Below are 23,951 nucleotides of genomic sequence, written 5' to 3' on the forward strand. Positions count from 1 at the left end.
CCGCCAAGTTTTTCGTGCAAAAAATCATCGGGTAGGGCAAAGATTAAAGACTTATCTCAAAAAATCGGGTGTTTTCTCGCTTTTTCCCTTCTACTATTTTGCCTTTTCAAAATAAAAGCGTAACTTTGCAAAGGAAATAATTAGAAACAATAACATCAACTTATGAAGAAAACTTATTTATTACTTTTAACCGGACTCATTTGCTCATCGGCATGGGCAGATGGTACTTTAGGAGGCTACTTCTACAATCAGCAGGCTGCGCCTACGGGATGGGAGTGGCAAAGTCCTGATTCCGTAGCTGTCAACAAGCAGCAGCCACATGCCTGGTTCTTCTCGTTCCGCAATGTCGAAGAGGCGAGAAAGGTTTTACCGGAGAACAGTTCTTACTGGAAATCTCTCGATGGATTATGGAAGTTCCATTGGGCTCCAAATCCTGATGAGCGTCCTAAGGATTTCTACCGTACAGACTATGATGTCTCTCAGTGGGACGATATCAAGGTGCCTATGAACTGGAATTTGGCTGGACTGCAGAAAGATGGAAACAACAAGTATGGAGATCCGCTCTATTCTAACCAGCGTGTCATCTTCCAGCACTCCTGGCAGCCGATGAACGACTGGAAGGGTGGAGTGATGCGTACACCTCCTACCAACTGGATGACCTATCGCAACCGCAATGAGGTGGGGTCTTATCGCAGAACCTTCTCCGTACCTGCAGACTGGAAGGGACAGCAGATCTATCTGAACTTCGATGGTGTAGATTCATTCTTCTACCTATATATAAATGGTAAGTATGTGGGATTCTCCAAAAACTCACGCAACCTGGCTGAATTCGACATTACACCTTATCTTAATAAGGAGGGTGAGGAGAATACGGTAGCTGTAGAGGTTTATCGCCATTCAGACGGTTCTTTCCTGGAGAGTCAGGATATGTTCCGCTTGCCTGGTATCTTCCGCACCGTGGCTCTGGTTGCCAAACCACAGGTTCAGGTAAGAGACATCAAGGCTATTCCTGACCTGGATGAAACCTACAGCCATGCCACCTTGCATATTACAGCACAGTTGCAGAACCTTTCCAAGAAGGCCATCAAGGGTTATACCTTGCAGTATTCACTCTATGCCAACCGTCTTTATTCCGACGACAACGACTTGATGGAAGGCATTACAGCTTCTACTCCTCTCGTAGGAAAACTGAATTCCAAGGGAGAGATAGTTCTGGAGACTACGCTCGATGCTGCCAACAAGGTGAAGCTCTGGAGTGCAGAAGCTCCTTACCGTTATACATTGGTAGGAGAACTGAAGGATGCCAAGGGCAGAACGGTTCAGACCTTCTCTACCATCGTGGGCTTCAGAAAGGTGGAAATCAAGGAGACTCCTGCCGAGAAGGATGAGTTCGGATTAGCAGGAAGATACTACTATCTCAACGGACAGCCTATCAAACTGAAGGGTGTCAACCGTCATGAGAACAATACGCTGTTAGGTCATACTGCTACCCGCGAGCAGATGGAGAACGAAATCTTCCTGATGAAGCGTGGTAACATCAACCATGTGCGCAACTGCCACTATCCAGATGCACCTTACTGGTATTATCTCTGCGATAAGTATGGTATCTATCTGGAGGATGAAGCTAACCTTGAGAGCCATGAGTACTACTATGGCAAGCAGAGTCTTTCTCATGTACCAGAGTTCCGCAACGCTCATATCGCCAGAAATATGGAGATGGTACACGCTACCGTGAATCATCCATCTGTAGTAATCTGGAGTTTGGGTAACGAGGCTGGTCCAGGCAAAACTTTTGTAGATTGTTACAATGCCATCAAGGCTTACGATACCAGCCGCCCAGTTCAGTATGAGCGTAATAATGATATCGTGGATATGGGTTCTAACCAGTATCCTTCCATCGCCTGGGTTCAGGGTGCCGTACAGGGCAAGTACAAGCTGAAGTATCCGTTCCACATCTCTGAGTATGCTCACTCTATGGGTAATGCCTGCGGTAACCTGATAGATTACTGGGAGGCAATCGAGAGCACCAACTTCTTCATGGGTGGAGCTATCTGGGACTGGGTTGACCAGGCTCTTGACAAGCAGGATCCTGTAACCGGAAAGACCTACTGGGCATACGGTGGTGACTTCGGTAAGGACAACAAGCCAAATGATGGTATGTTCTGCATGAATGGTATCGTTCGCCCAGACTTCTCACCTAAGGCTCAGTACTATGAGGTAAAGAAGGTTTATCAGAATGTAGGCGTGAAGGCTGTAGATATGAAGCAGGGACAGATTGAAATCTTCAACAAGAACTACTTCGAGCCTCTCAAGAATTACCAGATTGTATGGTCTCTCTATAAGGACGGTGTCTGCATTTCAAAGAATCAGCCATTGCAGGGTGCCAAGAATATCGTGGGTCCTCGCGAGAAGGGCTTCTATACCTTGCCATACGATTATGCAAGCCTCGATCCTAAGAGCGAGTACTTCGTAACAGTTCAGTTCCTTCTGGGCAAGGATATGCCTTGGGCAGCCAAGGGTTATCCGCAGATGGAAGAACAGTTGAGAGTGAAGGGCGCTGATGTGGCTGCTCCTTCTATCGCTACTGTTGCCAAGAACGGTAAGGCGATGAAGCTTTCGGTAGATAAGGCGGCTAAGCGTGCCAACATCAATGGTGGCAACTTCCAGGTGGCATTCGACCTGAATACCGGTGCTATCTATAGCTTGAAGTATGGCAGCCAGGATATCATCAAGGATGGCAATGGTCCTAAGCTCGATGCATATCGTGCTCCTACTGACAACGATGCCGGTATCGGATACCACAATGCATGGTTCAAGAATGGTCTGTACGACCTGCAGCATGTAGTGAAGAACTGGAACTATACTGCCAAGAAGAATGGTACTTACCAGCTCGACTTTACTGTAGAGAGTCAGGGTAAGGAGGGATGCGATGTGAATTACAGCAACCGCGACCGTGACCCAGAGTCTTGCTATAACTTCGAGAAGAACAAGCATGCCTTGACAGATGCTGACCTGAAGTTCACTTCACGCCAGATCTATACTATCTATAAGGATGGTTCTATCGAGATGCAGAGTGCCATTGGTGCTAACCGTTCCAAGGTCATCTTGCCTCGTATCGGCTATTCTATGGTATTGCCAAGCGAGTTGAACCAGTATGATTATTATGGACGCGGACCTGTCAACAACTATAACGACCGCAAGACCAGCCAGTTTATCGGTTGGTACCACAGTCCGGTAGCAGAGCAGGGCATCATGCTTCCTAAGCCACAGGCACAGGGCAACCGCGAGGAGGTACGTTGGTGTGCCGTTACTAACGACAACCAGCAGGGTGTAGTATTCATCTCTGACAGTACAATGTCTGCCTCAGCATTGCCTTGGAGTCAGCAGGAGTTGACTTTGGCAGCACATCCATATCAGTTGCCAAAGAGCAGCGGTACTCACTTGCACCTGGATGCAAAGGTTACAGGATTGGGCGGTGCCAGCTGTGGACAGGGTGGTCCTTTGACACCAGATCAGGTACGCAGTACTCCTACAACATTCGGATTCATCATCCGTCCAGCAGTGAAGTCAGAGCTTGGAAATATCGTGAAGGTTTCAGCTACAGGTCGTGAGATGGTGAAGGAGATGATGAAGAAGATGCAGCAGAATCAGCAGACATCCAGTCTTCAGATTACCTTTGCTTCCAGCCAGGAGCCTGATGAGGGTGATGCTGCCTACTTGGTAGATGGCGATCCTTCTACATTCTGGCATACGATGTATTCCATTACATTGGCGAAGTATCCTCACTGGGTTGACTTCGATGCTGGCAAGCAGAAGGTCATCAAGGGCTTTACTTATCTGGCACGCCAGGATGGTTCTTTGAATGGTTGCATCAAGGATTATGAAATCTACGTCAGCAACGACAACAAGACTTGGGGTGAGCCAATCCTGAAGGGTCATTTTGAGAAGACTGCCAAGCTGCAGAAGGTGATGTTGAACAAGCCTGTCAAGGCTCGCTACTTCCGTCTGCGTGCATTGAATGAGCAAAATGGTCAGGATTATGCTTCGGGTTCAGAGTTTACACTGATTACTGAATAATAAGTGGAAGATGATATTCATTCTTTTTGATGCATAAAAGATATTCGTTCTTTTTGATGCATAAAAGAATGAGGAATACCGAATATTATGCGCTTTTCAATTCATAGAAGGAGAAAAGTTGCATAATATTCGGTTTTATTGTAAAAAAGATGCGGGAAAATTTGGTAGTTTCGCAAAAAAGTATTACCTTTGCACTCGCTAATGAAAAATAGCAGTGTTGGTTCCGTAGCTCAGTTGGATTAGAGCAACAGCCTTCTAAGCTGTGGGTCTTGGGTTCGAACCCCAACGGAATCACAAAAGTGGATTAATCGAAAGGTTAATCCACTTTTTGTTTTATATCACAGAACTTTCGCTTGTGGCTCAAGAACGGGCTGAAGGCCCAAAAGCTCCTAGCCCAGGGCAACGCCCTGGGGATGTATGAATCCCGCTAGGCGTCCCGGCGGATTTGCAATCCGCCGTAAAAAAAGGTTCGACCTATTAGAACTGGGGGATTTGTAATCCCCCAACAAAAGGAAAAGCATACTTCTTTGCTGCGGATTGCAAATCCGCAGAGCCTAAATAGGTTAGGACTTTTTTTAACGCCGGATTGCAAATCCGGCGAGACGCCTAGCGGGGGCGGTGTTCAAATTCTCCGAGACACCTAGCGGGCTTGCGTTCTTGAAGAAACGAAGAAGAGGGTGTGTCTTGGACTTTTGACACACCCTCCTATGAGCTTTTGCCCTTTCAGGGCGTTTGAAAGTGCAATCCTTTGATGTACCTTTAATTTTATTATTTCAGTTTCTTGAGATAACCCTCAGCACGGGTATCTCCCAGTTCCTTTGCTTTTTCCAGGTTCTTGCGAGCCTCTTCCTTCTGCTTGTTCTCCATCTGGAGCAAACCGAGGAGGAGATAGCCATCGGCATATTCTGGAGCAATCTCTATGCAATGCTTGGCTGCACTGATGCCTTCTGCATATCGCTTCACACGCAAGTCAAGACTAGCCCATTCTGCAAAATAGGTAGGCTCGTTAGGAGCGAGGTAGCAGGTACGGGCAATATCAATCAGCGCTGGCTGCCACATGCGCAACTTGGTCTCAGCCTTGTATCTTGCATAGAAAAATGCAGGATTAGCAGGACGGACTATCGAATCGTACATATTGTAGTCAGCTATAGCACTGCGATACTCTCCCTGTTCCGCCTGGAAATCACCACGAGCCAGATAGTAAGGACCAGCCATGGTGCCCGAGTTCTTAGCCGCATTGACTGCACTGTCCAGCAAAACCTTGATCTCTGTAGCTGGAGCCTTGAGCTGAATCTTAGCCTGAGCAGCCTCCAGGAAGATTTCCGGATTCTTGACTGAAGTCTTGGTCAGGGCGATGAACATATCGTATGCCTTCTGATAATTACCCTTGGTAAAGATGATGCGTGCCTCCTGATGCTGATATACAGGATTGGCATTGATGGCGTATGCCTTCTGTGCTTCCTCTATCGCCTTGTCGTAAGTCCAGGCTGTATAGGTAGAATCACCCTTATAGATCAGTTTCTGATAGATGACATCAGAATAATTGGAGTGGGCTTCATCCTTGGCAGAAGATTTCTTGATTCCATCTTCCATACATTTGGCTGCCTCGGCAAACTCGTTCTTATCTACAAGAAGAGTTGCTTTTTCCTTATAGCCGAATGCTGAAGCAGGGAACTTTGTCATAAACTCATCTGCATACTTGCCATAGATGTCGCGGGACACTTGAGACTTGTTGAGCGTCATCATCGTAATCGCCTCCTGTTCGGTATCAGGAAGAGCAGTACGGATGCCTGTTTCGCGAAGGGCTGCATCCAGTGTGGAAAGTCCTGTCACCTTCAACTCCTTGGCATAGTTGGCATCAATGGCAGTTACCTGACCATTGCTATGCATGATACCAATCACCTGACCGCTTTTGTTGACGAATGGGCAACCCACTGCATTGTCGGGTACGGTGTTGGAGAAGATGTAGTAATTGTAAGTTTCCTTAAACTTCTCAACGCTTGCGATATCCTCCTGCTGGAAAGGTGACTTCTTGATAGAATAAGGAACGAGCCAAACCTTGCTGCCCGCAGGTGATTCTGCTGTTGCAATGTTGGCAGCCGTGGTATTACCCAGTACCCTGAACTTAGCCACATCGTAAAGTTCATCGGCACCGAGGATAGCATCCACGTCCAACGACTTTCCGCTGGCATCCACGATGGTAGCCTTCACAGCACCGATAAACGGTTTGAAGGTACCGATAGCCGTTCCCTTGTTATCAATAAACACACCTTGTGTAGAAGAAATGATGTTACCATCCTTGTTGAAGGTGGTGAGTGTAAATACGCTCTTAGCGGCTTTCTGTACAGAGCCTGGCTGAGCGAAGAGGGATGATGCACCCAGCATCAGTCCCATCAGTATCATATTTATTCTTTTCATATTCTCAATAATTCTTTGGCATTGGCAAGAGCTGCCTGCGTGATATCACTGCCACTGAGCATCTGGGCAATTTCCTCAATGCGCTCCTGGTTGTTGAGTTCTTTCATGTGCGAGATGGTTCCATTCTCGGTTTCCTCCTTCAATACCTTGTAATGATGGCTACCCTTGGCTGCTATCTGTGGCAGGTGGGTGATGGAGAGTACCTGTCGGTTCTGAAGTCCCATTTCTTCCATGATATCTGCCATCTTTTCTGCTATCTTGCCGCTTACGCCGGTATCAATCTCATCAAAGATGATGGTTGGCAACTTCACGGCTCCACTGATCATTGCCTTCAGCGAGAGCATCACACGGGCAATCTCACCACCCGAAGCAACCTGACTGACAGGCTGCAACTGTGTACTTTTGTTGGCACTGAAGAGGAAGCTGACCTTATCGGCACCATTTCCAGACAGTGGCTTTTCTGCAAAGGCAATCTCGAATCTCACATTCGGAATGCCCAGCGGGATGAGTCTGCCCTTCATCTCTTTTTCGATGGCCTTTGCTGATTTCTGACGGATAGAAGTGAGTAGGGCAGCTTGCTTTTCAGCCTTGGCAAGGAGAGCTGCAACTTCTTTTTCCTTCTCTTCGATGTCTTCATCGCCATTATCGATATGTGCAAGCTGTTCTGCGATGCGGTCACGGGTAGCAATGAGTTCGGTCACCGTTTCCACATGGAACTTCTGCTGCAGGGTGTAGAGTTTGTCCAGACGGGTATTGATGGCATCCAATCGGTTAGGATCGAATTCCACGTGATCTACACTACTGCTGATTTCCTGTGCGATGTCCTTCAGTTCGATATAGCTGCTCTGCATTCTGCCAGTCACATCAGCCATGCTTGGATAGACATCACAGATATTTTCCAGTTGATGAGTGGCATTCTTCAGTTTGTCAAGTATACTGTCGTCGTCTCCTGAAAGCGCACTGTCTGCCTCGTAGAGAGCGGTCTTGATGTCCTCCGAATGGCTCAGGGTCTCTGCTTCCTGCTCCAGCTGTTCCAATTCGCCTTCCTGCAGATTTGCATCATCCAGCTCTTTATGCTGGAAGCGCATAAACTCCTCGTTCTCACGGTTCTTGGCAATCTCGGCTTTCAGCTCTTCCAGAAGTTCTTTGGCTTTGCGATAAGCATAATACTCCTTTTGGTAAACCTTGAGCTGGTCGGCATCCTGAGCGATGATATCCACCACATTCAACTGGAAGTCTTCTTTCTGCAGAAGAAGATTCTGATGCTGCGAATGGATATCCACGAGTTGCTCTCCCAATTCTCTCATACGGGTGAGAGGCACCGGGGTGTCATTGATGAAGGCACGGCTCTTGCCGGCTGCAGTCAACTCTCTTCGGATGATTGTATCATCGGCATCATAGTCGATGTCGTTATCATCAAAGAATTTCTGCATACCATATCTAGAGAGATCGAAGTGAGCCTCTATCACACATCGGTCTCTTCCAGCCTTGATCGCCTTGCTGTCGGCACGGTTACCCAGAAGCAGTCCGATGGCACCGAGGATGATACTCTTTCCTGCTCCTGTCTCACCCGTGATGACGGAGAAGCCAGGATAGAGAGAGATGTTCAGCTCGTCGATGAGCGTGAAGTTCTTGATATATAATTGCTTGAGCATATTTATTCTACTTTTTGATAAAGATATAAAGGGAAAGCTGATTCTGATTTTCAGAAGCTTCCGTTCTGGAAGATGATCTCATGAAGATTCCAACCTGAAAAATCTATCCAGACAGATGATTCCTGAAAGATTATTCCTTGACCAGATCCCAATATTTATTCTGTGAAGGATTGATGGAGAAGAGGAGTTCATAGATGCTCTCCTTTTCCTTTTGGGTTCCCTTGCCGCGATAGATGTTGGCAAGTTCATCCTTCTTGAAGTCGGTCCATATCTGTGGCAACAAACTGAGCGGGCGGTTTTCCTTCGCCTTCTTCAGTCCTGTCTCCAGGGCGGCGGTTATCTCGGTACGACCTCTTTCCGCATTATTTGCCATCTCGTCGAGTCCTTTCCGATAGTAGTCATACTGCAACTGTCTGAAGGGTTCCAACGCTCCATCCAGATAGTCTGAGATGATGGCATATCGGTTGCGGTCATCAGAGAAAGCCTTCCATCCGGGATAATCCAGATTCTGGGCATTGTTTGTCAGATTCATGCAGCGCTGCAGGATGTCTTCACCGCCTTTGGGGGCAAAACTATCCAGATCGATGCCGATGATAAGATATGCATAATAGGCAAAGAGAGCTGTAAGCTGATTGTCTATCTGCTGCTCATTGAACTCCAACTGGTCGTATTCGGCAAAACGAAACGTGAAGTTATCGTCCACATTATTATATAAGGTGGAGGTGTATGCCGAATTGAAGACAGGGCGATTGGCCTGTATCAGCGCCTTGCAGGTAAAGAGATTCTGGTCTCTGTCATACTTGGTGACGGTGATATTGAAGTTGCAGATGATGCGTTCGTTCTTCTGAAACTGAAGATGAGTCCATTGGCGATTGTTGACGAATTGCTGCAAGGTCTGTTGCAGATTGTCGAATACGCCTTTTTCCGTACCCGAGATCTGGGCATGGTTGATGGTAATCTTAGCTTGCAGCTCCTGTGCTGAAATCGTAGAAGGACTGCAGCACAGGAGGCCACCAGCTAAAGATACCGGACTAAAACAGGAGAGCCAGCTCGTCAATGATGTCGCGAGCCACCTCAGTCTTCGGTTTCTTTTCATATTCTTTCTTTCCCTTTTCAGAGATGATGGTAATCTGATTGTCGTCAGTGCGGAAAGTAGTGCCCGGATTACGGGTAGAGTTGAGCACGATGAAATCGGCGTTTTTCTTCACTCTTTTCTTCTGGGCATTACTCTCTTCATCGTTGGTTTCCAGGGCGAAAGCTACGATTCGCTGATTCTTTTGTTTCATCTGTCCCAAAGCTGCTGCGATGTCATGGGTAGGCACCAGTGTCAGCTCCAGGTCATCCTTTTCGCGCTTGATTTTCTTATCAGCTACATTGGCAGGACGGAAGTCAGCTACGGCTGCACAGAGAATGGCTGCATCAGATGAAGCAAAGGCTGCAGTGGCTGCCTGATACATCTCCTCACAGCTCTCCACATTGATGCGGTGGATAGCAGGACTACAATCTAAAGAGACAGGACCTGCCACCAAAGTAACATCCGCACCACGGCGAAGACATTCTTCGGCAAGTGCGAATCCCATCTTTCCTGAAGAATAATTGCCGATGAAGCGCACAGGGTCAATCTTCTCATAGGTTGGTCCAGCTGTAATCATCACCTTCTTACCGCAGAGATCTTTCCCTGCAGTCTTCTGGTTCTCTGATTCTACATCAGCAACCTCATCGGCACTCTCCATCATGTTGAAGTATCTATCCAGGTAATTCACGATGACATCCGGTTCCTCCATACGTCCCTTTCCCTCTAATCCAGAAGCAAGGAATCCCACTTCCGGCTCGATGATATGGTTACCATAGCCGAGAAGGGTCTTCATGTTAGCCTGGGTAGAAGGATGCTTGTACATATCAAGGTCCATGGCAGGAGCAATGAAGACTGGTGCCTTCATGGAGAGATAGGTGGTGATGAGCATGTTGTCTGCAATGCCATGCGCCATCTTGCCCATGGTAGATGCCGTACATGGTGCAATGACCATGGCATCCGCCCAGAGACCGAGATCCACGTGCGAATTCCAGGTACCATCACGCTGTGAGAAGAACTCACTTACCACGGGCTTGTGGGTCAGGGCAGAGAGGGTGATAGGGGTAATGAACTCCTTACCGGCAGGCGTAATGACCACCTGCACCTCAGCTCCCTTCTTGATGAGACCACGGATGATAAGACATGACTTGTAGGCTGCAATGGAACCCGTAATGCCCAATACGATTTTCTTTCCTTTTAACATATTATTTTCCCATTCTCTTGTTGAACTCGCGCAGACGGATACGGGTGAGTACCTGCTTGGTATTGTTGGTGAAATCGCTTCCCAATACCCAGGTGAAGTAACTAGGATCCTTGGTCAGAATCTCTGCCACATCCCATCCTTTGTACTTGCCGAAGTTGAATACCTCGTGCTTGCGAGGATTGCCCTTTTCGTCGAGTATCACATTGCCGTCAGCATCCTTCAACTCCTCCCAAACGATGCGTCCGGCAAAATCTACATTGTCGTTGCGCTTGGAGAACTCCGCAAGCTCGTCCATGTCATTGTTGAGTACACGGTCGGCTTCCTCCTGAACACCAGGGGCATAATGGTCCAGCTCGCCTTTCAGCACGCAATAGGTAGCCTCGGTATCCTGGTCGGCGCGGTGTGCCTCGAAGTCTTCCTCCATCTTTCTGCCGCAATAGAACTTGTATGCAGCAGCCAGGTTACGACGCTCCATCTTCATAAAGATGTTCTGGGCATCAATGAGGCGACACTTAGAGAAATCGAAATCGATGCCGGCACGCAGGAATTCCTCTGCAAGCATAGGTACATCGAAATGATTGGAGTTATAGCCAGCAAAATCACAACCGGAGAACTCCTGGTTGAAGGTAGCCGCCAACTGCTTGAAGGTTGGTGCATCCTTTACATCATCATTGCTGATACCTGTAAGAGCAACCACCTCTTCAGGGATTGGCTTCCCTGGATTGATAAACTGGTTTTTACGTACCTCTGTTCCATCTGGATACACCTTGATATAGGAGATCTGGATGATTCTGTCTTTCACCATGTCAAGACCAGTAGTCTCTAGGTCGAACACGATCAGAGGCTTAGTAAGATTTAATTTCATTACTTCTAATATTTATTACTATATATTACTGATAGGGAAGGGGTGTTTAGATGAACCAAGCTCCTTATTCGTTAAGGAGCATTGGCATGATGAGCATGAGGATGTCCTCGTTTTCTGGCTGCTCAGCTGGTACAATGATACCGGCACGGCTAGGATCAGCCAAGTGGAAGACAACCTGATCGCTGTTCAGATTACCCAGGATTTCCATCAAGCTGCTACCCTTGAAACCGATGCTGATGCTGGAACCGCTATATTCGCAAGCCAATACTTCCTTGGCAGAAGTAGAAAAGTCGATGTCTTCTGAAGAAACCTCGAAACGGCCGCTCTCGATATGGAAACGGATCAGCTGGCTGCTCTCGCTGGCAAATGGCAAAACACGGCGCAATGCACTCTGCAAGCCCTTGCGATCTACGGTTATCTCACATGGGTTGTTGGCAGGAATCACTGAGTTGTAATTAGGATAGCGACCATCAATGAGGCGGCATTTCAATACGCCATCGCTAAACTGAATCTCAGCTCTGCGTGCATCAAACTTGATGGTTGCCTCATCATCCTTGCTCAGAATGTTCTTCAGCAATGATGCTGGCTTCTTTGGCAGGTTGAATGAAGAAGGAGTCTCACTCTTGACAGTGAAGTTCTTACTTCTTACCAACTTATGGCCATCACTTGCTACGATGGCAAGCGATTCGGGAGTAAGGTCGAAATAGATACCATTCATTACTGGGCGCAGCTCATCGCTAGCTGTTGCAAAGAGAGAACGGTTGATATTGTCGATCAGCACCTGTGCTGGCAAGACGAGGGTAGTGCAGGCATCACCCATATCCTGTGTTGGAGGATAGTCTTCAGCATTCAAGCCTGTGAAATTATAGAGACCATTCTGATATACAATCTTAATGGCATAACTATCTGTATCTACATCGAAGCTGAGAGGCTGCTCAGGCAACTCCTTCAATGCATCCAGGATGACGCGGTTGGCAACGCAGAACTCGCCTTCGCCATCGCAGTCAGTGAGAGCGATGGTACTCTTGATGATGTTGTCACTGTCGCTTGCGGTGATGGTCATCTCGCCGTTGGCAACTTGAAACAGGAAATTGTCAAGGATAGGCAGAGAATTCTTGCTGCCAATCACCTTAGCAAGCATATTGAGCTTGCTGTTCAATGCTGAACTTGAAACTGTAAATCTCATGAGTCGTTATTTTATATTATTAATTTTCTATATTACTTATCTCATTTTCATTGCTGATGCTCCTTACTTGACGGGCAAATTGGGGCATTTGCGCAATTATGAGCACAAAAATACAAAAAATATTGGGGATAGACAAAAATAATCGAAGAAATGTTTTTGTTTTAAAACTATTTTTAGTAATTTCGCAGTCAGAAAGAAAAATAACAGATAGATTCACTCGTTTTTGAGCCTCTTCATACATCTTTTGATTCTCGAAGAAAATGGGGCTCGGCAGGCGAAGGATTGAAACAATTTTTAAAATAATAATATGGAATTACAAGGAAAGGTAATTGCCGTTTTACCTGAAAGAAGCGGCGTTTCTGCAAGAGGTGAGTGGAAGGCTCAGTCGTTCGTTATCGAAACTCACGAGCAGTATCCAAAGAAGCTTTGCTTCGATGTTTTCGGAGCAGATCGTCTTGCTCAGTTCAACATCCAGAGTGGTGAGGAACTTTTGGTTTCTTTTGATTTGGATGCACACGAATATAATGGTCGTTGGTTCAACAGTGTCCGCGCTTGGAATATTCAGCGTGTAGATCCTAATGCTGTTGCTGCCATGCAGGGTGGCATGCAGCCAGTTGGTTCTCCATTCCCTCCAGTAAGTGCGGCTCCTCAGGCAGCTCCTGCTCCTGCTCAGGGTGCAACAGCTCCATTCCCTCCAGCTCAGCCAGCAGCTCCTGCAGCAGGTGGCAGCGCAGATGATCTCCCATTCTAAGAGAGAACTGCATGTAAGAAAAATGCAAAGAGCATTCGAAAGGGTTTGTTTCCACAATCCTTACGAATGCTCTTTTTCTTTAATTGGACTTCTATACCGGTTTAAAACCAGCAGAAAACTACCCTTAAGGAAAAAAAGATTTATCCTTAAGGAAAAATATAATTTCCCTTAAGGGTAAATATTTCTAGCCTTAAGGGTAAAAGTTTAGCCCTTGATGGAAGCTAAACTTTAACCTGGAAAAAACTTATACTTTTTTATTCCTTTGCTAATCGTTTCGTCTTCTTTTTTCAAAGAATACCCGGGATGCAGCAAAGAACAATACCACTGCGGCAGCATTTTCGATTGCTACCATCCAGAAGGCACCACTATAACCGAAATGTTCGGCTACAACACCACCCAGAAGACAACCGATTCCGAATCCCAGGTCCCAACCGGTCAGGATACTGCTGTTAGCCGTACCACGCTGGTCGTGACGGGCAACATTGATAAACATATTCAGGAAGGCTGGATACAGGTGACCATTTCCCAATCCTATCAATGCTGCTGAAAGATAGTAGGCTATCGGATGCTTGATGGCTACGAATATCGTAAAACCAACGAGCGATATCAGCATTCCTTCGGCAGCATTCTGGGTCAGCTTACCCTGACTCAAAGCCTTTCTGCCTTGCAATCTGCTCATGAACAATCCCATAGAGAGGATTGCAAAATAGGTACCCGTTCCTCCGGTAATGCCTAATTCCTCCTTACTGTAAATGGCGAGATAGTTGCTCAATACACCCCAGCAGAAACCAAACATGCAGATGTTGATGGCCAACAGCCAGGCGCGGGTCAGGAAGAAGCGGTCGAGCGAGAGCTTCTCCTTGTTTCTGATGATTTCCTTCTCTGGGAGTTTCACCGTTCCAGCTATCACTACAGAAGCAATGGCTACCACAAAGGCTATCCAGAAAAGTACCATATAGCTACCCACCAGATTGTGCAGATAGATACCTATGGAAGGGGCAATCGCCATGGCGAAGTTGTTGCTCAATCCATAAAGACCGATACCCTCATTGCGTCTGCTCGCTGGCAAGACATCGATGGCACAGGTACTGTTGGCAACAGTTACCGCTCCGAAAGGTCCACCATGCAGGGTTCGGCAGATGGCAAACATCAGGATGGTACTGGCTGCTATGTATCCTGCAAAGAAGATGGCAAAAGCCGTCAGACAGACCATCAGCACTTTCTTGCGGGAAAATCCATCCACCACATATCCGCTAAACGGACGGATGATGAGTGCCGCCACCGTATATCCGCTCAGAACAATGCCTATCACATCCTTCGTAGCCCCGAAAGTTTCACTCAGATAGAGTGGAAGGAGTGGGGTGAGGAGATAGAAGGCAAAGTAGAGCAGAAAGTTGGTGGTCATCACCTTGATGTAATTCGCATTCCAAAGTTTTTCTTTCATCTCTTCTGTATTTCTTCATTTCAAGATTCTACCCTATACTTATCATTAGTCCAGGGCGAGTATAGTCTGCTTGCGAAAGTTTATATTCTATCCTCTAGCCAGGCATCAATGAGTTTGCGGGCAATCGACAATTTCTCCGGCAGAACAGGGAGATTGTCCTTGCTGAACCATTTGCCGCGGGAAAGCTCTTCTTTCTGAAGATGAATCTCACCATCTACATATTCGGCTGTATATCCTACCATCAAGCCACTTGGGTACGGCCATGGCTGAGAACCGAAATACTTGAGATTCTTGATGGTCAGACCGGTTTCTTCCATCACCTCACGATGAACAGCTTCCTCCAGACTCTCACCTGTTTCCACGAAACCGGCTACCAGGGAATCGAAGTTACCCTTGAAGTTGCGGGCATGAACCAGCAGCACCTGATCGCCCTTCTTGATAAGAACGATGATGGCTGTAGCGAGAGAGGGCCAGACAGACTTGCCACACTCGGTGCACTTCTTACTGATATCTGTTGACATCTTCATAGGTGAACCGCATACACCGCAAAACTGGGTATTCATATCCCAATAGTTCAGTTCCTGACATTTTCCCGCTTTCTGATACAACTCTGGGGAGAGCTTGTAAAAGCTAGGACGCAAACCGCACATCTCATATTTCGGATTGTCGGTTACGGGCTCTGGAATGGTGAAAGTCTTCACTTCCGTACCGTCATTCATCGGTGTGATGTTGAGGATATGGGTCCAAGGCTTGGTTGCTACCGGACTTTCCTCACTACATGGAATCGTATAGGTTCCATCTTCTCTCTTCTCGAGCAAGATATCTGTCTTGCAAAATATAAACCAATACTTCATTACTTTGAACTTTGAATATTGAACTTTCAACTTTATGATATGCTTTGACGGGATTTCCCTGGGGGTAGCGTGCTATTGCTTTTTTCCGAAAAGCAACTCATAGTCACGCTGGGCAGCAGGCTTGGTCCATGCTTCCGGCACAAACTTCCAGTTGTTGTTTGGCTTGGCATCTACGGTTCCCATCTTTTCTATCGCTTCCATCAGGTAGTAACGCTGGTCGCGCTCACTGCGATAGATGATTCTGCTATCCAGACTATCCTTTGGAATACCTGCACCACGGGTGAGGAGCTCTCCGCCGCCATTGCCGCGATAACTGTTCACTGCCACCTTATACCACTTCTTTTCATCGAAAGGCTGACCATTGCTCATACGCAGAATCTTCACCTTCTCGCCGTCTGGCTTGGTAACATCTACCTCATAATCGATGCCGGCAGCACTGTCAAAATTGAAGGAGAGGTTCTTGAAGCCCAGGCGCTGCTGGTCGCCCTTGGTCTGGGTATCGAGCAGGAGAAGATGGTCATCAGGACTCTTCATCGTATTCACCCAGAGGTCATAGCTCATCTCCAGATGCTTGCGGATCTCCTCACCGGTAAGGCGCATCACGTAGAGCTGATTCTCATATTTATAGAGATTGAACATGTCACCAACGTAGATAGGTCCCGCCTGGATGGTAGAATTAAACTGGAGGGGCGCATTGAAGGCGATATCGGCATTCGTGATCTGAAGCTGCAGGTTGAGGATGAAGTCATTGAAGGCGCAGCTGCCGAAGAAAGACTCGCGGCTGTGAATGGTATTCTTGAAAGTTCCGATCTGCTTGCTGACAAACTTGTTGATTTCTGCAATCTGTGGCTCGAATGCCTTCATGAAATCCTCATCAATAGGACATTTTGTCACATCTGGCAGACTGCCAACTATCTTCTTGTCTGTCACAACATACTGTTTCTTGCCATTCACCTTCTTCTTATCCAGGGTAATGGTTACCTCGGCGTCTGCCACATTCAGTGCATTATTGGCAGGGTCGAGACACACCACAGGCTTACCTTCCACATTCAGGATCGTCTCATTGCAGCGGGTATGGTCATGTCCGAAGAGTACCATATCGAAGCCTGGCACCTCCTTTGCTACCCGCAGGGAGGCATCCTCCTCATATTCGGGAGTGACAATACCGCCATCCTTACCGCTGTGGAAGACGCCAATGACTACGTCCGGTTTCTCCTTCTCCTGGATAATCTTCATCCATTTACGGGCACAGGTCACCATATTCTCAAACTTCATACCGCTCCAGAGATTCTCTGTCAGCCAGTTGGGAATAGCTGGAGTCAACATACCGAGAACGGCTATCTTCACACCCTCACGGTTCAGGATGATATAAGGCTTCACATAAGGCTTACCGGTCTTGGTATCAATGATGTTGGCACCCAGCACCGGACAGTTTAACTCCTTGATCCACTTATCGTAAACCGCATGACCGGTCTCTACATCGTGATTACCGAAAGCCTGGGCATCATACTTCATATAGTTGACTACATCAGCTGCCACATTGCGAGCCTGGGTGTTGACATAATTATAGAAATAGCAGGTAGGTTGTCCCTGAAGGATATCGCCATTCTCCAGGAGGATGACATTGTCCTTATAGGTCTTGCGCAGATCGTTTACATAAGAGGATACGCGTGCCAGGGTTCCAGCCTTCGGTTTGCGATTGATGAAATCGTATGGGAAGAAAGAACCATGTACATCACTCGTCTGAATCACTCTGAGTTTGACGGTGCGCTGCTGTGCCATTGCCTGCGAATTAAAAGTGAGCGCCAAGAGGAGCGCTGCGAATAACTGTTTCATACTTTTTCTCGAATTTATTTGTTTCAACTGCAAAATTACAAAAAAGTTGGCAATTACGGCATACTTTTTGTTGGATTCTTATAAAAATCATAAAAATAGGAGGTATTATACTATGGCATTTGTAGATTATTACAAGATTCTCGGTGTAGATAAGAACATCCCGCAGAAGGATGTGCGCGCTGCATATCGCAAGCGTGCTAAACAGTTTCATCCGGATTTGCATCCTAACGACCCAAAGGCAAAGGCTAAGTTCCAGGCGCTGAACGAGGCGTATGAGGTGATTTCCGATCCGGACAAGCGTGCTAAGTACGACCAGTACGGCGAACAGTGGAAGAATGTAGGAGGCTTCGGTGGTGGAGGCTATGATGGAGCTGCCGGCGGAGGTGCCGCAGGTGGAAATCCATTCGAAGGCTTCGACTTCAGTGGCTTCGGTGGAGGAGGAGGTTTCTCCAGCTTCTTCGAAAATCTCTTCGGCGGAGGTCGTGCCCGCGGTTCACAAGGTGCCGGTTTCGGTGGCTTTGGCGGATTCGGCGGAGCAGGTGCTGGTTTCGGTGCCGGTGCTGAATATGGTACAGGCGGATGTAACGGCGGCTGCGGTGGTCATAGCGCCAGAACGAATACGGGCGAGATGAACATGAATGTGAATATCGACATGTACACCGCACTGCTCGGTGGTGAGGGTATCATCACATTGAGCAATGGTTCAAAGATTAAACTGAAAATCAAACCGGAAACCCAGAACGGTACCAAGGTACGTGTTCGCGGCAAGGGGTATGACAGAGGTGATGGAACCTTCGGTGATCTGATGATTACCTATAACGTGAAGTTGCCTACTGGTCTGAATGAAAAACAGAAGGAATTGCTCCGACAGATGAAGGAAGCAAAGTAAAAGGAAAAAAGAAAGCTCCGATGGACTCAACAAACCATCGGAGCTTTCTTTTTATATTGTTTTTGAATCTTATGATTCTTTTATATTGTTTTAGAACTACGAATCTTTTAATCAGAACAATTCTATTGCTGTGGCTCAGAAACCTTGTTCATATTGAAGGCAGAAACTTTGCCATCAGGTGAAACAACTGCAGAAATCTTAAAGAGTTGTTCCTTCTTGGTGCCATCTGTCAAATCTACGTCCTGACGGGCAGAGAACTGTACCTGATACTCATATTCCTCATCGCCAACCTCGCGCTTCTTGATCTGGTAGTCGTTGTTGATGTGCCAGTTCATATTGGCTACATTATCTTTATAGAGCTTGTCCATAAAGGTAACGACATCAGCCTTGGTAGCCGAGTTCTTACCAAGCAGGGAAGAGAGAATATCCTCGCAGGTAGCTGTCAATCCATCCGCATTACGGGAATTGATGCTCTGGAAGAACTGACGGAACAATCCGCTTACCATCTGCTTTTCTTCTGGCTGGAGATCACGGCTCTTCACCTTCTTCAGGGCATTTTCAGCCTCTTCGATATGAGCACCATCTGTATGAGCATTCAGGTATGCCTGGTAGGCATCAGCTGTATCTGCAGCCTTAGCCACATTCCAGTCGAGGGAATCTATTTTAAGCAAAGCTTCCTGTTTGTGCAAACTGTTAGGATACTTCTGGAGATAATCCTCCAAAGCTTCTTTCGATCCGCTCACTACCGCATTGGTCCAATCCTGGTCGTTCTGCTTCAACTGGTCAAGATGAGCCATGATGGAATCGCGATGTGCTTCATCTGCATCCTTGTAGGTATCGAGATAACTCTGCAGTACCATCGGATCGCTGCTTTGCATCGCATACTCATAAGCTTCCATCTCCTTGTTGCGATTGGCACTGTCGTAGAAGTAATACATAATGCCACATGCCAAGACTGCAAAGATGAATGAGATGATGAAGATAGAGCGGGTGTTCTTTTTCTTCTGTGGTTCCTGAGGAGTATTGCCCTCTCCGCCATCATTTCCGCTTGCTGTAACTACAGGACGACGTACTGGAGGTACTGGTGGAACAGGAGGGGTAGGAGGTGCTGAAGGAGTAGTTGGAGCCACAGGAGTAGCTGTAGCCGCAGGAGCCTGCGGTGTTGCTGCCGATGCTGCGGACGACACCGGTGATGCAGGTGCCTCAAGAGGACGTGTTACCCCCACTGCTATCTCATGGCAGTTTGGGCACATCTCCTGACTGCTGAAATAAACCTCACCGCAATGAGGGCATTTAGTGATTTTTCCAGCTATCTCAACGCCACAACTAGGACAGGTTGGAGCCTTGTCACTGATCTGGCGACCACATTCTGGACATTTAATAATTGCCATAGTTTTATTTAAAGTTTATGTTTTACTAAAATATATTCTTGTTTCTATGCTTTCAGACCCTATTCACTCTTTACCTTAAAACTAATCATAAAGTTCAAAGTTCCAAGTAACAATGTCTTATCTGTGTCTGAATCTAATCTCTCTCAATCGATGCCTGCCCATGAATCTACTCTTATCCACGTAGCCATTGATACCGTTCAGTTTTCCTTTACCGGTATATTGCCACATCTCAAAGTCTCTTCCATCCTTGAGCACAGGCTCTCGCTTGGTATATTGTGCTATCATCAGTTTGTAACTGTCGAGCTTTCCCAAGAGATAATGGTCATAGAAGTTGGCACCCGTATAGATGAGCGGTTTCTGTCTGTATGCCTTTTCTACGAGATGCAGGAACTTAAAGAGTGAGTCGCAAAACTCCTCTGTCTCCAAACCACTCTTGGTCTCTACGTCGATCATCGGCAAGAGATCCTGGTCGCCCGGACGGCATTGAGCCATGAAATTCTCCAACTGGGTCTTCTGCGGAATACGGGCACGGTAAAAGTGGTATGAACCCACCTTGAGTCCATATCTATGCGCCAGATCAATATTCTGCTTATATTTGCTATCTACATTGGTTCCACCTTCGGTAGCCTTCAGATAGACATACGCCATCTTGGAGTTATCGCCCACCGTTTCCCAGAACACATTGCCCTGATAGTGGCTGAGGTCTATGCCATGCACATGACTGCAGGTATCCTCGCATTGCACCTGCGCACTTGCGCATAATGCTATAATTGATGATATTATTGTTATACAAAATCGTTTCATAGATGCAAAGGTACGAAAATCACTTGAAATTCGTCACAGAGTATGCTTATTTTTTATATATTTTATATTATTCTTCGATTTCTGAGAGCGAGCGGTAGAAGTTATTGCAGAAATTACTGATAGTTTCTATGGGCGCATATTCCAGATACCGCATACTGCGGCGCAGGTTCTTGCGCATCGTGCCTCCGGTGGTGCGAACGAATCCAGCCTGAGTCTGCTCGAATAAAATTTCCTGCTGATCGAGACTGTTATAATAAAGCGAACGGAGGGTCAGCTTGTAGGCACCACGTTCTACACGGCGCACGAAAGGTATATCATCCTGTTCAAATTCGAAGAAAAGGATAAGTACACTGCCCTGCAACTGCGCCATACGCTGGATGCGGAGCTTGCGCAGCCATTTTTCCAGTTTTACGAAATCTACCTTGTCGCCCTTGGTGCGCAGGTAGTTTCCCATCTCGATGATGCCACCGAGATTAACGCCATTTGCTAATATTCCATTGATATTGGATACGATGATGCGAAGTAAGTGGATGGTCTCAATAGAGGTGTCGATGGCATGACGCTCGTTTTCCTGTATGCTGGCTAAACGTCGGTTCAGGAAACCATTGTTCATGCGTACTTCACCCGCAGGCACATCGCTGAGGTTCTTCATCATCTGGGCTATCTTCTTCTGCTTGAAGGTAGTCATCGGTTCCATCTCCTCCTTTGTATGGAAGTGGTCGGAACGCAGCTTGACAAAAAGGTTTCTCTGTAAAAAATCCATCGTGCATTCATTTTAAAGTTAAACAATTGATAATAAGCCACTTCCTTCCTAGCTATATCGCTTCGGGTAACGAAATAGTATCGAAAACAGTGCAGCTAAACCGATAGCCAGAGGATAATAGAGGTATGGAAGGATATCCATCGGACTCAGATTGGCAAGACCTGCTGCCAGAAGCATCTGTACTCCGTAAGGTATCAAGCCCTGAACCGTGCAGGAGAAAGTATCGAGGATACTGGCTGCCTTGCGGTTATCTACTCCAAACTTATCACCGATTTTCTTGGCTATATTGCCTACGGTAAGGATGGCAACCGTATTGTTGGCAGTACATACATTGACCATGGAAACCAGTGCTGCAATAGACAGTTCGGCTCCTCGCTTGTTACTGACGTGTGCCGTAATCTTGTCGATGATATAATTGATACCGCCATTCTCACGGATGATTTCGAGCATGCCACCCGCCATCATTGCGATGATGACCAGTTCGCCCATACCGATGATTCCGTTACCCATGGCTGAGAACCAGCCGAATAGATCGTAACCTCCGGTAGCACCCAGAAGCTGACAGCTTATACCAATCACACCACAGAGCAATGTTCCCATCGTAAGAACCGCCATCACATTCATACCCGCCACAGCAGTGACAAGTACTACCAGATAAGGGAGCACCTTGACATATTCTACCTCCGGAATATCAGTAGGTGCCTGCAGACCGATACCCATCACGGCATAGATGGCCAGTACAATAACAGCGGCAGGTACTACGATAAGAGAATTGACACGGAACTTATCGCTCATCTTGCAATTCTGAGTCTGGGTAGCTACTACCGTGGTATCAGAGATAAAGGAGAGATTATCTCCAAAATAAGCTCCACCAACGATGATAGCTGTCATCATACCTGTATTAACGTCCATGGAGTGGGCGAGTCCCGCAGCTATCGGAACAAGTGCCACAACAGTACCTACACTTGTTCCGATGGATACGGAGATAAAGCAGGCTGCCAGAAACAGTCCCGGCAGGATCATGCTTGCCGGAAGAATGCTGAGTGCAAGATTGACTGTTGCATCGACAGCTCCCATCGCCTTAGCCGAAGCTGCGAAGGAACCTGCCAATACATATATCCACAGCATGAGCATCAGATTGTTGGCGCCGGCACCCTTGCTATAGGTATCTACACGACTCTTGATGGGCATACCACCAGAAATCGCTATGGCATAGATACTGGAGATCATAAATGCCACGGTGAGCGACAAATTGGTATCCTTATGACTGGCATCTACCGAATAGACGGTGAATGCCACGATGAGGACAATCAACAAAAACAATGGCGACAACGCCAACAATCCTTTCTTATTACTCATGTTTCTTTTTAAGTTATTACAATGTTACTCCATTCTTGAAAATGGAAATCTCACGATAGCCGTTGTACTCGTTGCGAGCTTAGATCTGCGTTCTGCGGTAGAAATCGATATTCTCCTTCATCAGCAGCTCAATAGGCATGTAATTCACCGGATTCACCTTCTTCTTGAGAACGATGGCACGGAAGAGGGTATCCACGCAATAGTAGCCCTGCATATAGGCATGCTGTGCGATGAGGAACGAGATACTGCCTTCGCGCAGACATTTCGCATTCTTGCCCACCATATCATAACCCATGATCTGTACATCACGGCGATTGGACTTCAGCAGATAATCTCCCACGAGATGTGCCTTCGATGTCATTGTTATACAATGATGGGTAGCAGGATGCTCATCAAAGTACTGAGCCATCATCTTCTGGTACTCGTTGCGGGTTCCATTGAGCGGAAGATCAAGCACATTGATGACAATCTGTGGGAAATGATCGTGCATATAATGACGGAATCCCACCTCACGGTTATCCTGCTGCTTGCTGACCACATGACCATCCTTGGTCTGTCTCATCAGCATCACCTCTTTCTCATTGCCCGCAAGCATCATCAGCATCTTGGCTGCAAAGTAGCCAGAGCAGAACGAATCCTGTCCATAGAAGGAGAGAGGACGCAAGTCTGGCATATATGAGTCGAGCAGGATAAATGGAATACCCTTTTGATGCAACTGGTCTGTAAAACCACGTGTCACTTCCAGAGATGATGGTACTATGATAACTCCCTCCGGTTTGGCATCAACAATCTCTTGTGAAACAGCCTTGAAAGAATCCTCGTTGGAACGCTCATAGAATCGAATCTCTAAATCAATATGGAAATCCCGGCGCTGGTCTTCGCACTTCCTTGCACCTTCTTCTATCTCTTCCCAATAGGCTTCCGACTCATGCTTCGGTATCAGAAGACAAAAAGTATAAGCCTTGTTGTATGCCAATGCACTGGCATACATATTAGGTTGATAATTCATTTCCTTGAGCGCTTGTTCCACCTTCTCACGAGCCGGCTTCGACACGTTCGGGCGGTCGTGGAGCACACGGTCCACTGTTCCTACAGATACGCCTGCTCTTTCGGCGATATCCTTGATTCTGATTCTTTCGGCCATTGTTTTTAAGTTTATGGTTTGAGCACATCACACGTACATTATTATATAATAACTGTGCGCACAAACTGTGCTTTTTACTATGTTTTGTTGAATTGCTGGTTTGTGTGCGGTCACACCGTCAGCATTCGGGCGCAAATATACAACATTTTTTTGAATTGTGCGAATGCACAGCTCTTTTTTTGCACAAAAAACGAAAAAAAAGGAGAAAAAAGGGAAAAAGTGAGAAAAATACGAAAAAA

17 protein-coding genes and 1 tRNA gene are annotated in these 23,951 nt (G+C 46.9%); 4 read left to right on the forward strand and 14 right to left on the reverse strand.

Annotation, left to right across the window (positions count from 1 at the left end):
• The first annotated feature begins 162 nt into the window (after nucleotides 1-162).
• A complete protein-coding gene (locus DW657_RS03430; RefSeq protein ID WP_118311410.1) occupies nucleotides 163-4,077 on the forward strand; it encodes a glycoside hydrolase family 2 TIM barrel-domain containing protein in 3,915 nt (1,304 codons plus the stop codon).
• Nucleotides 4,078-4,296: 219 nt separating this feature from the next.
• Nucleotides 4,297-4,371: transfer RNA gene (locus DW657_RS03435), tRNA-Arg, on the forward strand.
• Between the two features lie 474 nt (nucleotides 4,372-4,845).
• On the opposite strand, the gene DW657_RS03440 is transcribed toward DW657_RS03435, so the two are convergent.
• From DW657_RS03440 to dnaN, 6 genes are all read right to left on the reverse strand, one after another.
• Nucleotides 4,846-6,495, reverse strand: a complete 1,650-nt coding sequence (locus DW657_RS03440) for a lipopolysaccharide assembly protein LapB (protein WP_118311411.1) — start codon at nucleotides 6,493-6,495, stop codon at nucleotides 4,846-4,848.
• Entirely contained in the window at nucleotides 6,492-8,150 is a 1,659-nt protein-coding gene (gene recN, locus DW657_RS03445) for a DNA repair protein RecN (protein ID WP_118311412.1), read from the reverse strand. Before recN ends, DW657_RS03440 begins: the two co-directional genes overlap by 4 nt.
• Nucleotides 8,151-8,280: 130 nt before the next feature.
• Nucleotides 8,281-9,246 carry a DUF4835 family protein gene (locus tag DW657_RS03450; protein ID WP_089542586.1) on the reverse strand — a complete coding sequence of 322 codons (966 nt, stop codon included), beginning with the start codon at nucleotides 9,244-9,246 and terminating at the stop codon, nucleotides 8,281-8,283.
• The gene (coaBC, locus tag DW657_RS03455; protein WP_117661696.1) at nucleotides 9,182-10,426 is read right to left on the reverse strand and encodes a bifunctional phosphopantothenoylcysteine decarboxylase/phosphopantothenate--cysteine ligase CoaBC; all 1,245 of its coding nucleotides are present in this window, start codon (nucleotides 10,424-10,426) and stop codon (nucleotides 9,182-9,184) included. The genes DW657_RS03450 and coaBC overlap by 65 nt, the downstream gene beginning before the upstream one ends.
• A 1-nt stretch (nucleotide 10,427) precedes the next feature.
• A complete protein-coding gene (locus tag DW657_RS03460) occupies nucleotides 10,428-11,291 on the reverse strand; it encodes a 3'-5' exonuclease (RefSeq protein WP_118311413.1) in 864 nt (287 codons plus the stop codon).
• Nucleotides 11,292-11,355: 64 nt separating this feature from the next.
• Complete coding sequence (gene dnaN, locus DW657_RS03465) at nucleotides 11,356-12,477, reverse strand: DNA polymerase III subunit beta (protein ID WP_118311414.1); 1,122 nt, start codon at nucleotides 12,475-12,477, stop codon at nucleotides 11,356-11,358.
• Nucleotides 12,478-12,784: 307 nt separating this feature from the next.
• Here dnaN and DW657_RS03470 point away from each other — a divergent pair, with 307 nt between their 5' ends.
• Nucleotides 12,785-13,228, forward strand: a complete 444-nt coding sequence (locus tag DW657_RS03470; protein ID WP_118311415.1) for a DUF3127 domain-containing protein — start codon at nucleotides 12,785-12,787, stop codon at nucleotides 13,226-13,228.
• Between the two features lie 265 nt (nucleotides 13,229-13,493).
• On the opposite strand, the gene DW657_RS03475 is transcribed toward DW657_RS03470, so the two are convergent.
• From DW657_RS03475 to DW657_RS03485, 3 genes are all read right to left on the reverse strand, one after another.
• The gene (locus tag DW657_RS03475; RefSeq protein ID WP_118311416.1) at nucleotides 13,494-14,672 is read right to left on the reverse strand and encodes an MFS transporter; all 1,179 of its coding nucleotides are present in this window, start codon (nucleotides 14,670-14,672) and stop codon (nucleotides 13,494-13,496) included.
• Nucleotides 14,673-14,752: 80 nt separating this feature from the next.
• Nucleotides 14,753-15,526 (reverse strand): NAD(+) diphosphatase, encoded by a 774-nt coding sequence (gene nudC / locus DW657_RS03480; RefSeq protein ID WP_118311417.1) that lies wholly within the window; start codon nucleotides 15,524-15,526, stop codon nucleotides 14,753-14,755.
• A 72-nt stretch (nucleotides 15,527-15,598) separates the two neighbouring features.
• Nucleotides 15,599-17,362 carry a bifunctional UDP-sugar hydrolase/5'-nucleotidase gene (locus tag DW657_RS03485; protein WP_118311418.1) on the reverse strand — a complete coding sequence of 588 codons (1,764 nt, stop codon included), beginning with the start codon at nucleotides 17,360-17,362 and terminating at the stop codon, nucleotides 15,599-15,601.
• A 112-nt stretch (nucleotides 17,363-17,474) separates the two neighbouring features.
• Here DW657_RS03485 and DW657_RS03490 point away from each other — a divergent pair, with 112 nt between their 5' ends.
• The gene (locus DW657_RS03490) at nucleotides 17,475-18,251 is read left to right on the forward strand and encodes a DnaJ domain-containing protein (RefSeq protein WP_118311419.1); all 777 of its coding nucleotides are present in this window, start codon (nucleotides 17,475-17,477) and stop codon (nucleotides 18,249-18,251) included.
• A gap of 122 nt (nucleotides 18,252-18,373) precedes the next feature.
• On the opposite strand, the gene DW657_RS03495 is transcribed toward DW657_RS03490, so the two are convergent.
• The 5 genes from DW657_RS03495 to DW657_RS03515 form a co-directional block, all read right to left on the reverse strand.
• Nucleotides 18,374-19,642 carry a zinc ribbon domain-containing protein gene (locus DW657_RS03495; RefSeq protein ID WP_118311420.1) on the reverse strand — a complete coding sequence of 423 codons (1,269 nt, stop codon included), beginning with the start codon at nucleotides 19,640-19,642 and terminating at the stop codon, nucleotides 18,374-18,376.
• A 117-nt stretch (nucleotides 19,643-19,759) separates the two neighbouring features.
• The gene (locus DW657_RS03500; RefSeq protein ID WP_118311421.1) at nucleotides 19,760-20,446 is read right to left on the reverse strand and encodes a glycoside hydrolase family 25 protein; all 687 of its coding nucleotides are present in this window, start codon (nucleotides 20,444-20,446) and stop codon (nucleotides 19,760-19,762) included.
• Between the two features lie 67 nt (nucleotides 20,447-20,513).
• Entirely contained in the window at nucleotides 20,514-21,209 is a 696-nt protein-coding gene (locus DW657_RS03505) for a hypothetical protein (RefSeq protein WP_118311422.1), read from the reverse strand.
• A gap of 48 nt (nucleotides 21,210-21,257) precedes the next feature.
• Nucleotides 21,258-22,568 carry a Na+/H+ antiporter NhaC family protein gene (locus DW657_RS03510; protein ID WP_118311423.1) on the reverse strand — a complete coding sequence of 437 codons (1,311 nt, stop codon included), beginning with the start codon at nucleotides 22,566-22,568 and terminating at the stop codon, nucleotides 21,258-21,260.
• A gap of 79 nt (nucleotides 22,569-22,647) precedes the next feature.
• Nucleotides 22,648-23,712 (reverse strand): substrate-binding domain-containing protein, encoded by a 1,065-nt coding sequence (locus DW657_RS03515; protein WP_118311424.1) that lies wholly within the window; start codon nucleotides 23,710-23,712, stop codon nucleotides 22,648-22,650.
• Between the last annotated feature and the right edge of the window lie 239 nt (nucleotides 23,713-23,951).

This window comes from Prevotella sp. AM23-5, assembly GCF_003473645.1.
GTDB classification, from domain to species: domain Bacteria; phylum Bacteroidota; class Bacteroidia; order Bacteroidales; family Bacteroidaceae; genus Prevotella; species Prevotella copri_A.

What these genes read in the sequence shown, in the direction of transcription:
- DW657_RS03430 (WP_118311410.1), top strand. Translation starts at nt 163, where the DNA reads ATGAAGAAAACTTATTTATTACTTTTAACCGGACTCATTTGCTCATCG.
- DW657_RS03440 (WP_118311411.1), bottom strand. Translation starts at nt 6,495, where the DNA reads ATGAAAAGAATAAATATGATACTGATGGGACTGATGCTGGGTGCATCA.
- recN (WP_118311412.1), bottom strand. Translation starts at nt 8,150, where the DNA reads ATGCTCAAGCAATTATATATCAAGAACTTCACGCTCATCGACGAGCTG.
- DW657_RS03450 (WP_089542586.1), bottom strand. Translation starts at nt 9,246, where the DNA reads ATGAAAAGAAACCGAAGACTGAGGTGGCTCGCGACATCATTGACGAGC.
- coaBC (WP_117661696.1), bottom strand. Translation starts at nt 10,426, where the DNA reads ATGTTAAAAGGAAAGAAAATCGTATTGGGCATTACGGGTTCCATTGCA.
- DW657_RS03460 (WP_118311413.1), bottom strand. Translation starts at nt 11,291, where the DNA reads ATGAAATTAAATCTTACTAAGCCTCTGATCGTGTTCGACCTAGAGACT.
- dnaN (WP_118311414.1), bottom strand. Translation starts at nt 12,477, where the DNA reads ATGAGATTTACAGTTTCAAGTTCAGCATTGAACAGCAAGCTCAATATG.
- DW657_RS03470 (WP_118311415.1), top strand. Translation starts at nt 12,785, where the DNA reads ATGGAATTACAAGGAAAGGTAATTGCCGTTTTACCTGAAAGAAGCGGC.
- DW657_RS03475 (WP_118311416.1), bottom strand. Translation starts at nt 14,672, where the DNA reads ATGAAAGAAAAACTTTGGAATGCGAATTACATCAAGGTGATGACCACC.
- nudC (WP_118311417.1), bottom strand. Translation starts at nt 15,526, where the DNA reads ATGAAGTATTGGTTTATATTTTGCAAGACAGATATCTTGCTCGAGAAG.
- DW657_RS03485 (WP_118311418.1), bottom strand. Translation starts at nt 17,362, where the DNA reads ATGAAACAGTTATTCGCAGCGCTCCTCTTGGCGCTCACTTTTAATTCG.
- DW657_RS03490 (WP_118311419.1), top strand. Translation starts at nt 17,475, where the DNA reads ATGGCATTTGTAGATTATTACAAGATTCTCGGTGTAGATAAGAACATC.
- DW657_RS03495 (WP_118311420.1), bottom strand. Translation starts at nt 19,642, where the DNA reads ATGGCAATTATTAAATGTCCAGAATGTGGTCGCCAGATCAGTGACAAG.
- DW657_RS03500 (WP_118311421.1), bottom strand. Translation starts at nt 20,446, where the DNA reads ATGAAACGATTTTGTATAACAATAATATCATCAATTATAGCATTATGC.
- DW657_RS03505 (WP_118311422.1), bottom strand. Translation starts at nt 21,209, where the DNA reads ATGGATTTTTTACAGAGAAACCTTTTTGTCAAGCTGCGTTCCGACCAC.
- DW657_RS03510 (WP_118311423.1), bottom strand. Translation starts at nt 22,568, where the DNA reads ATGAGTAATAAGAAAGGATTGTTGGCGTTGTCGCCATTGTTTTTGTTG.
- DW657_RS03515 (WP_118311424.1), bottom strand. Translation starts at nt 23,712, where the DNA reads ATGGCCGAAAGAATCAGAATCAAGGATATCGCCGAAAGAGCAGGCGTA.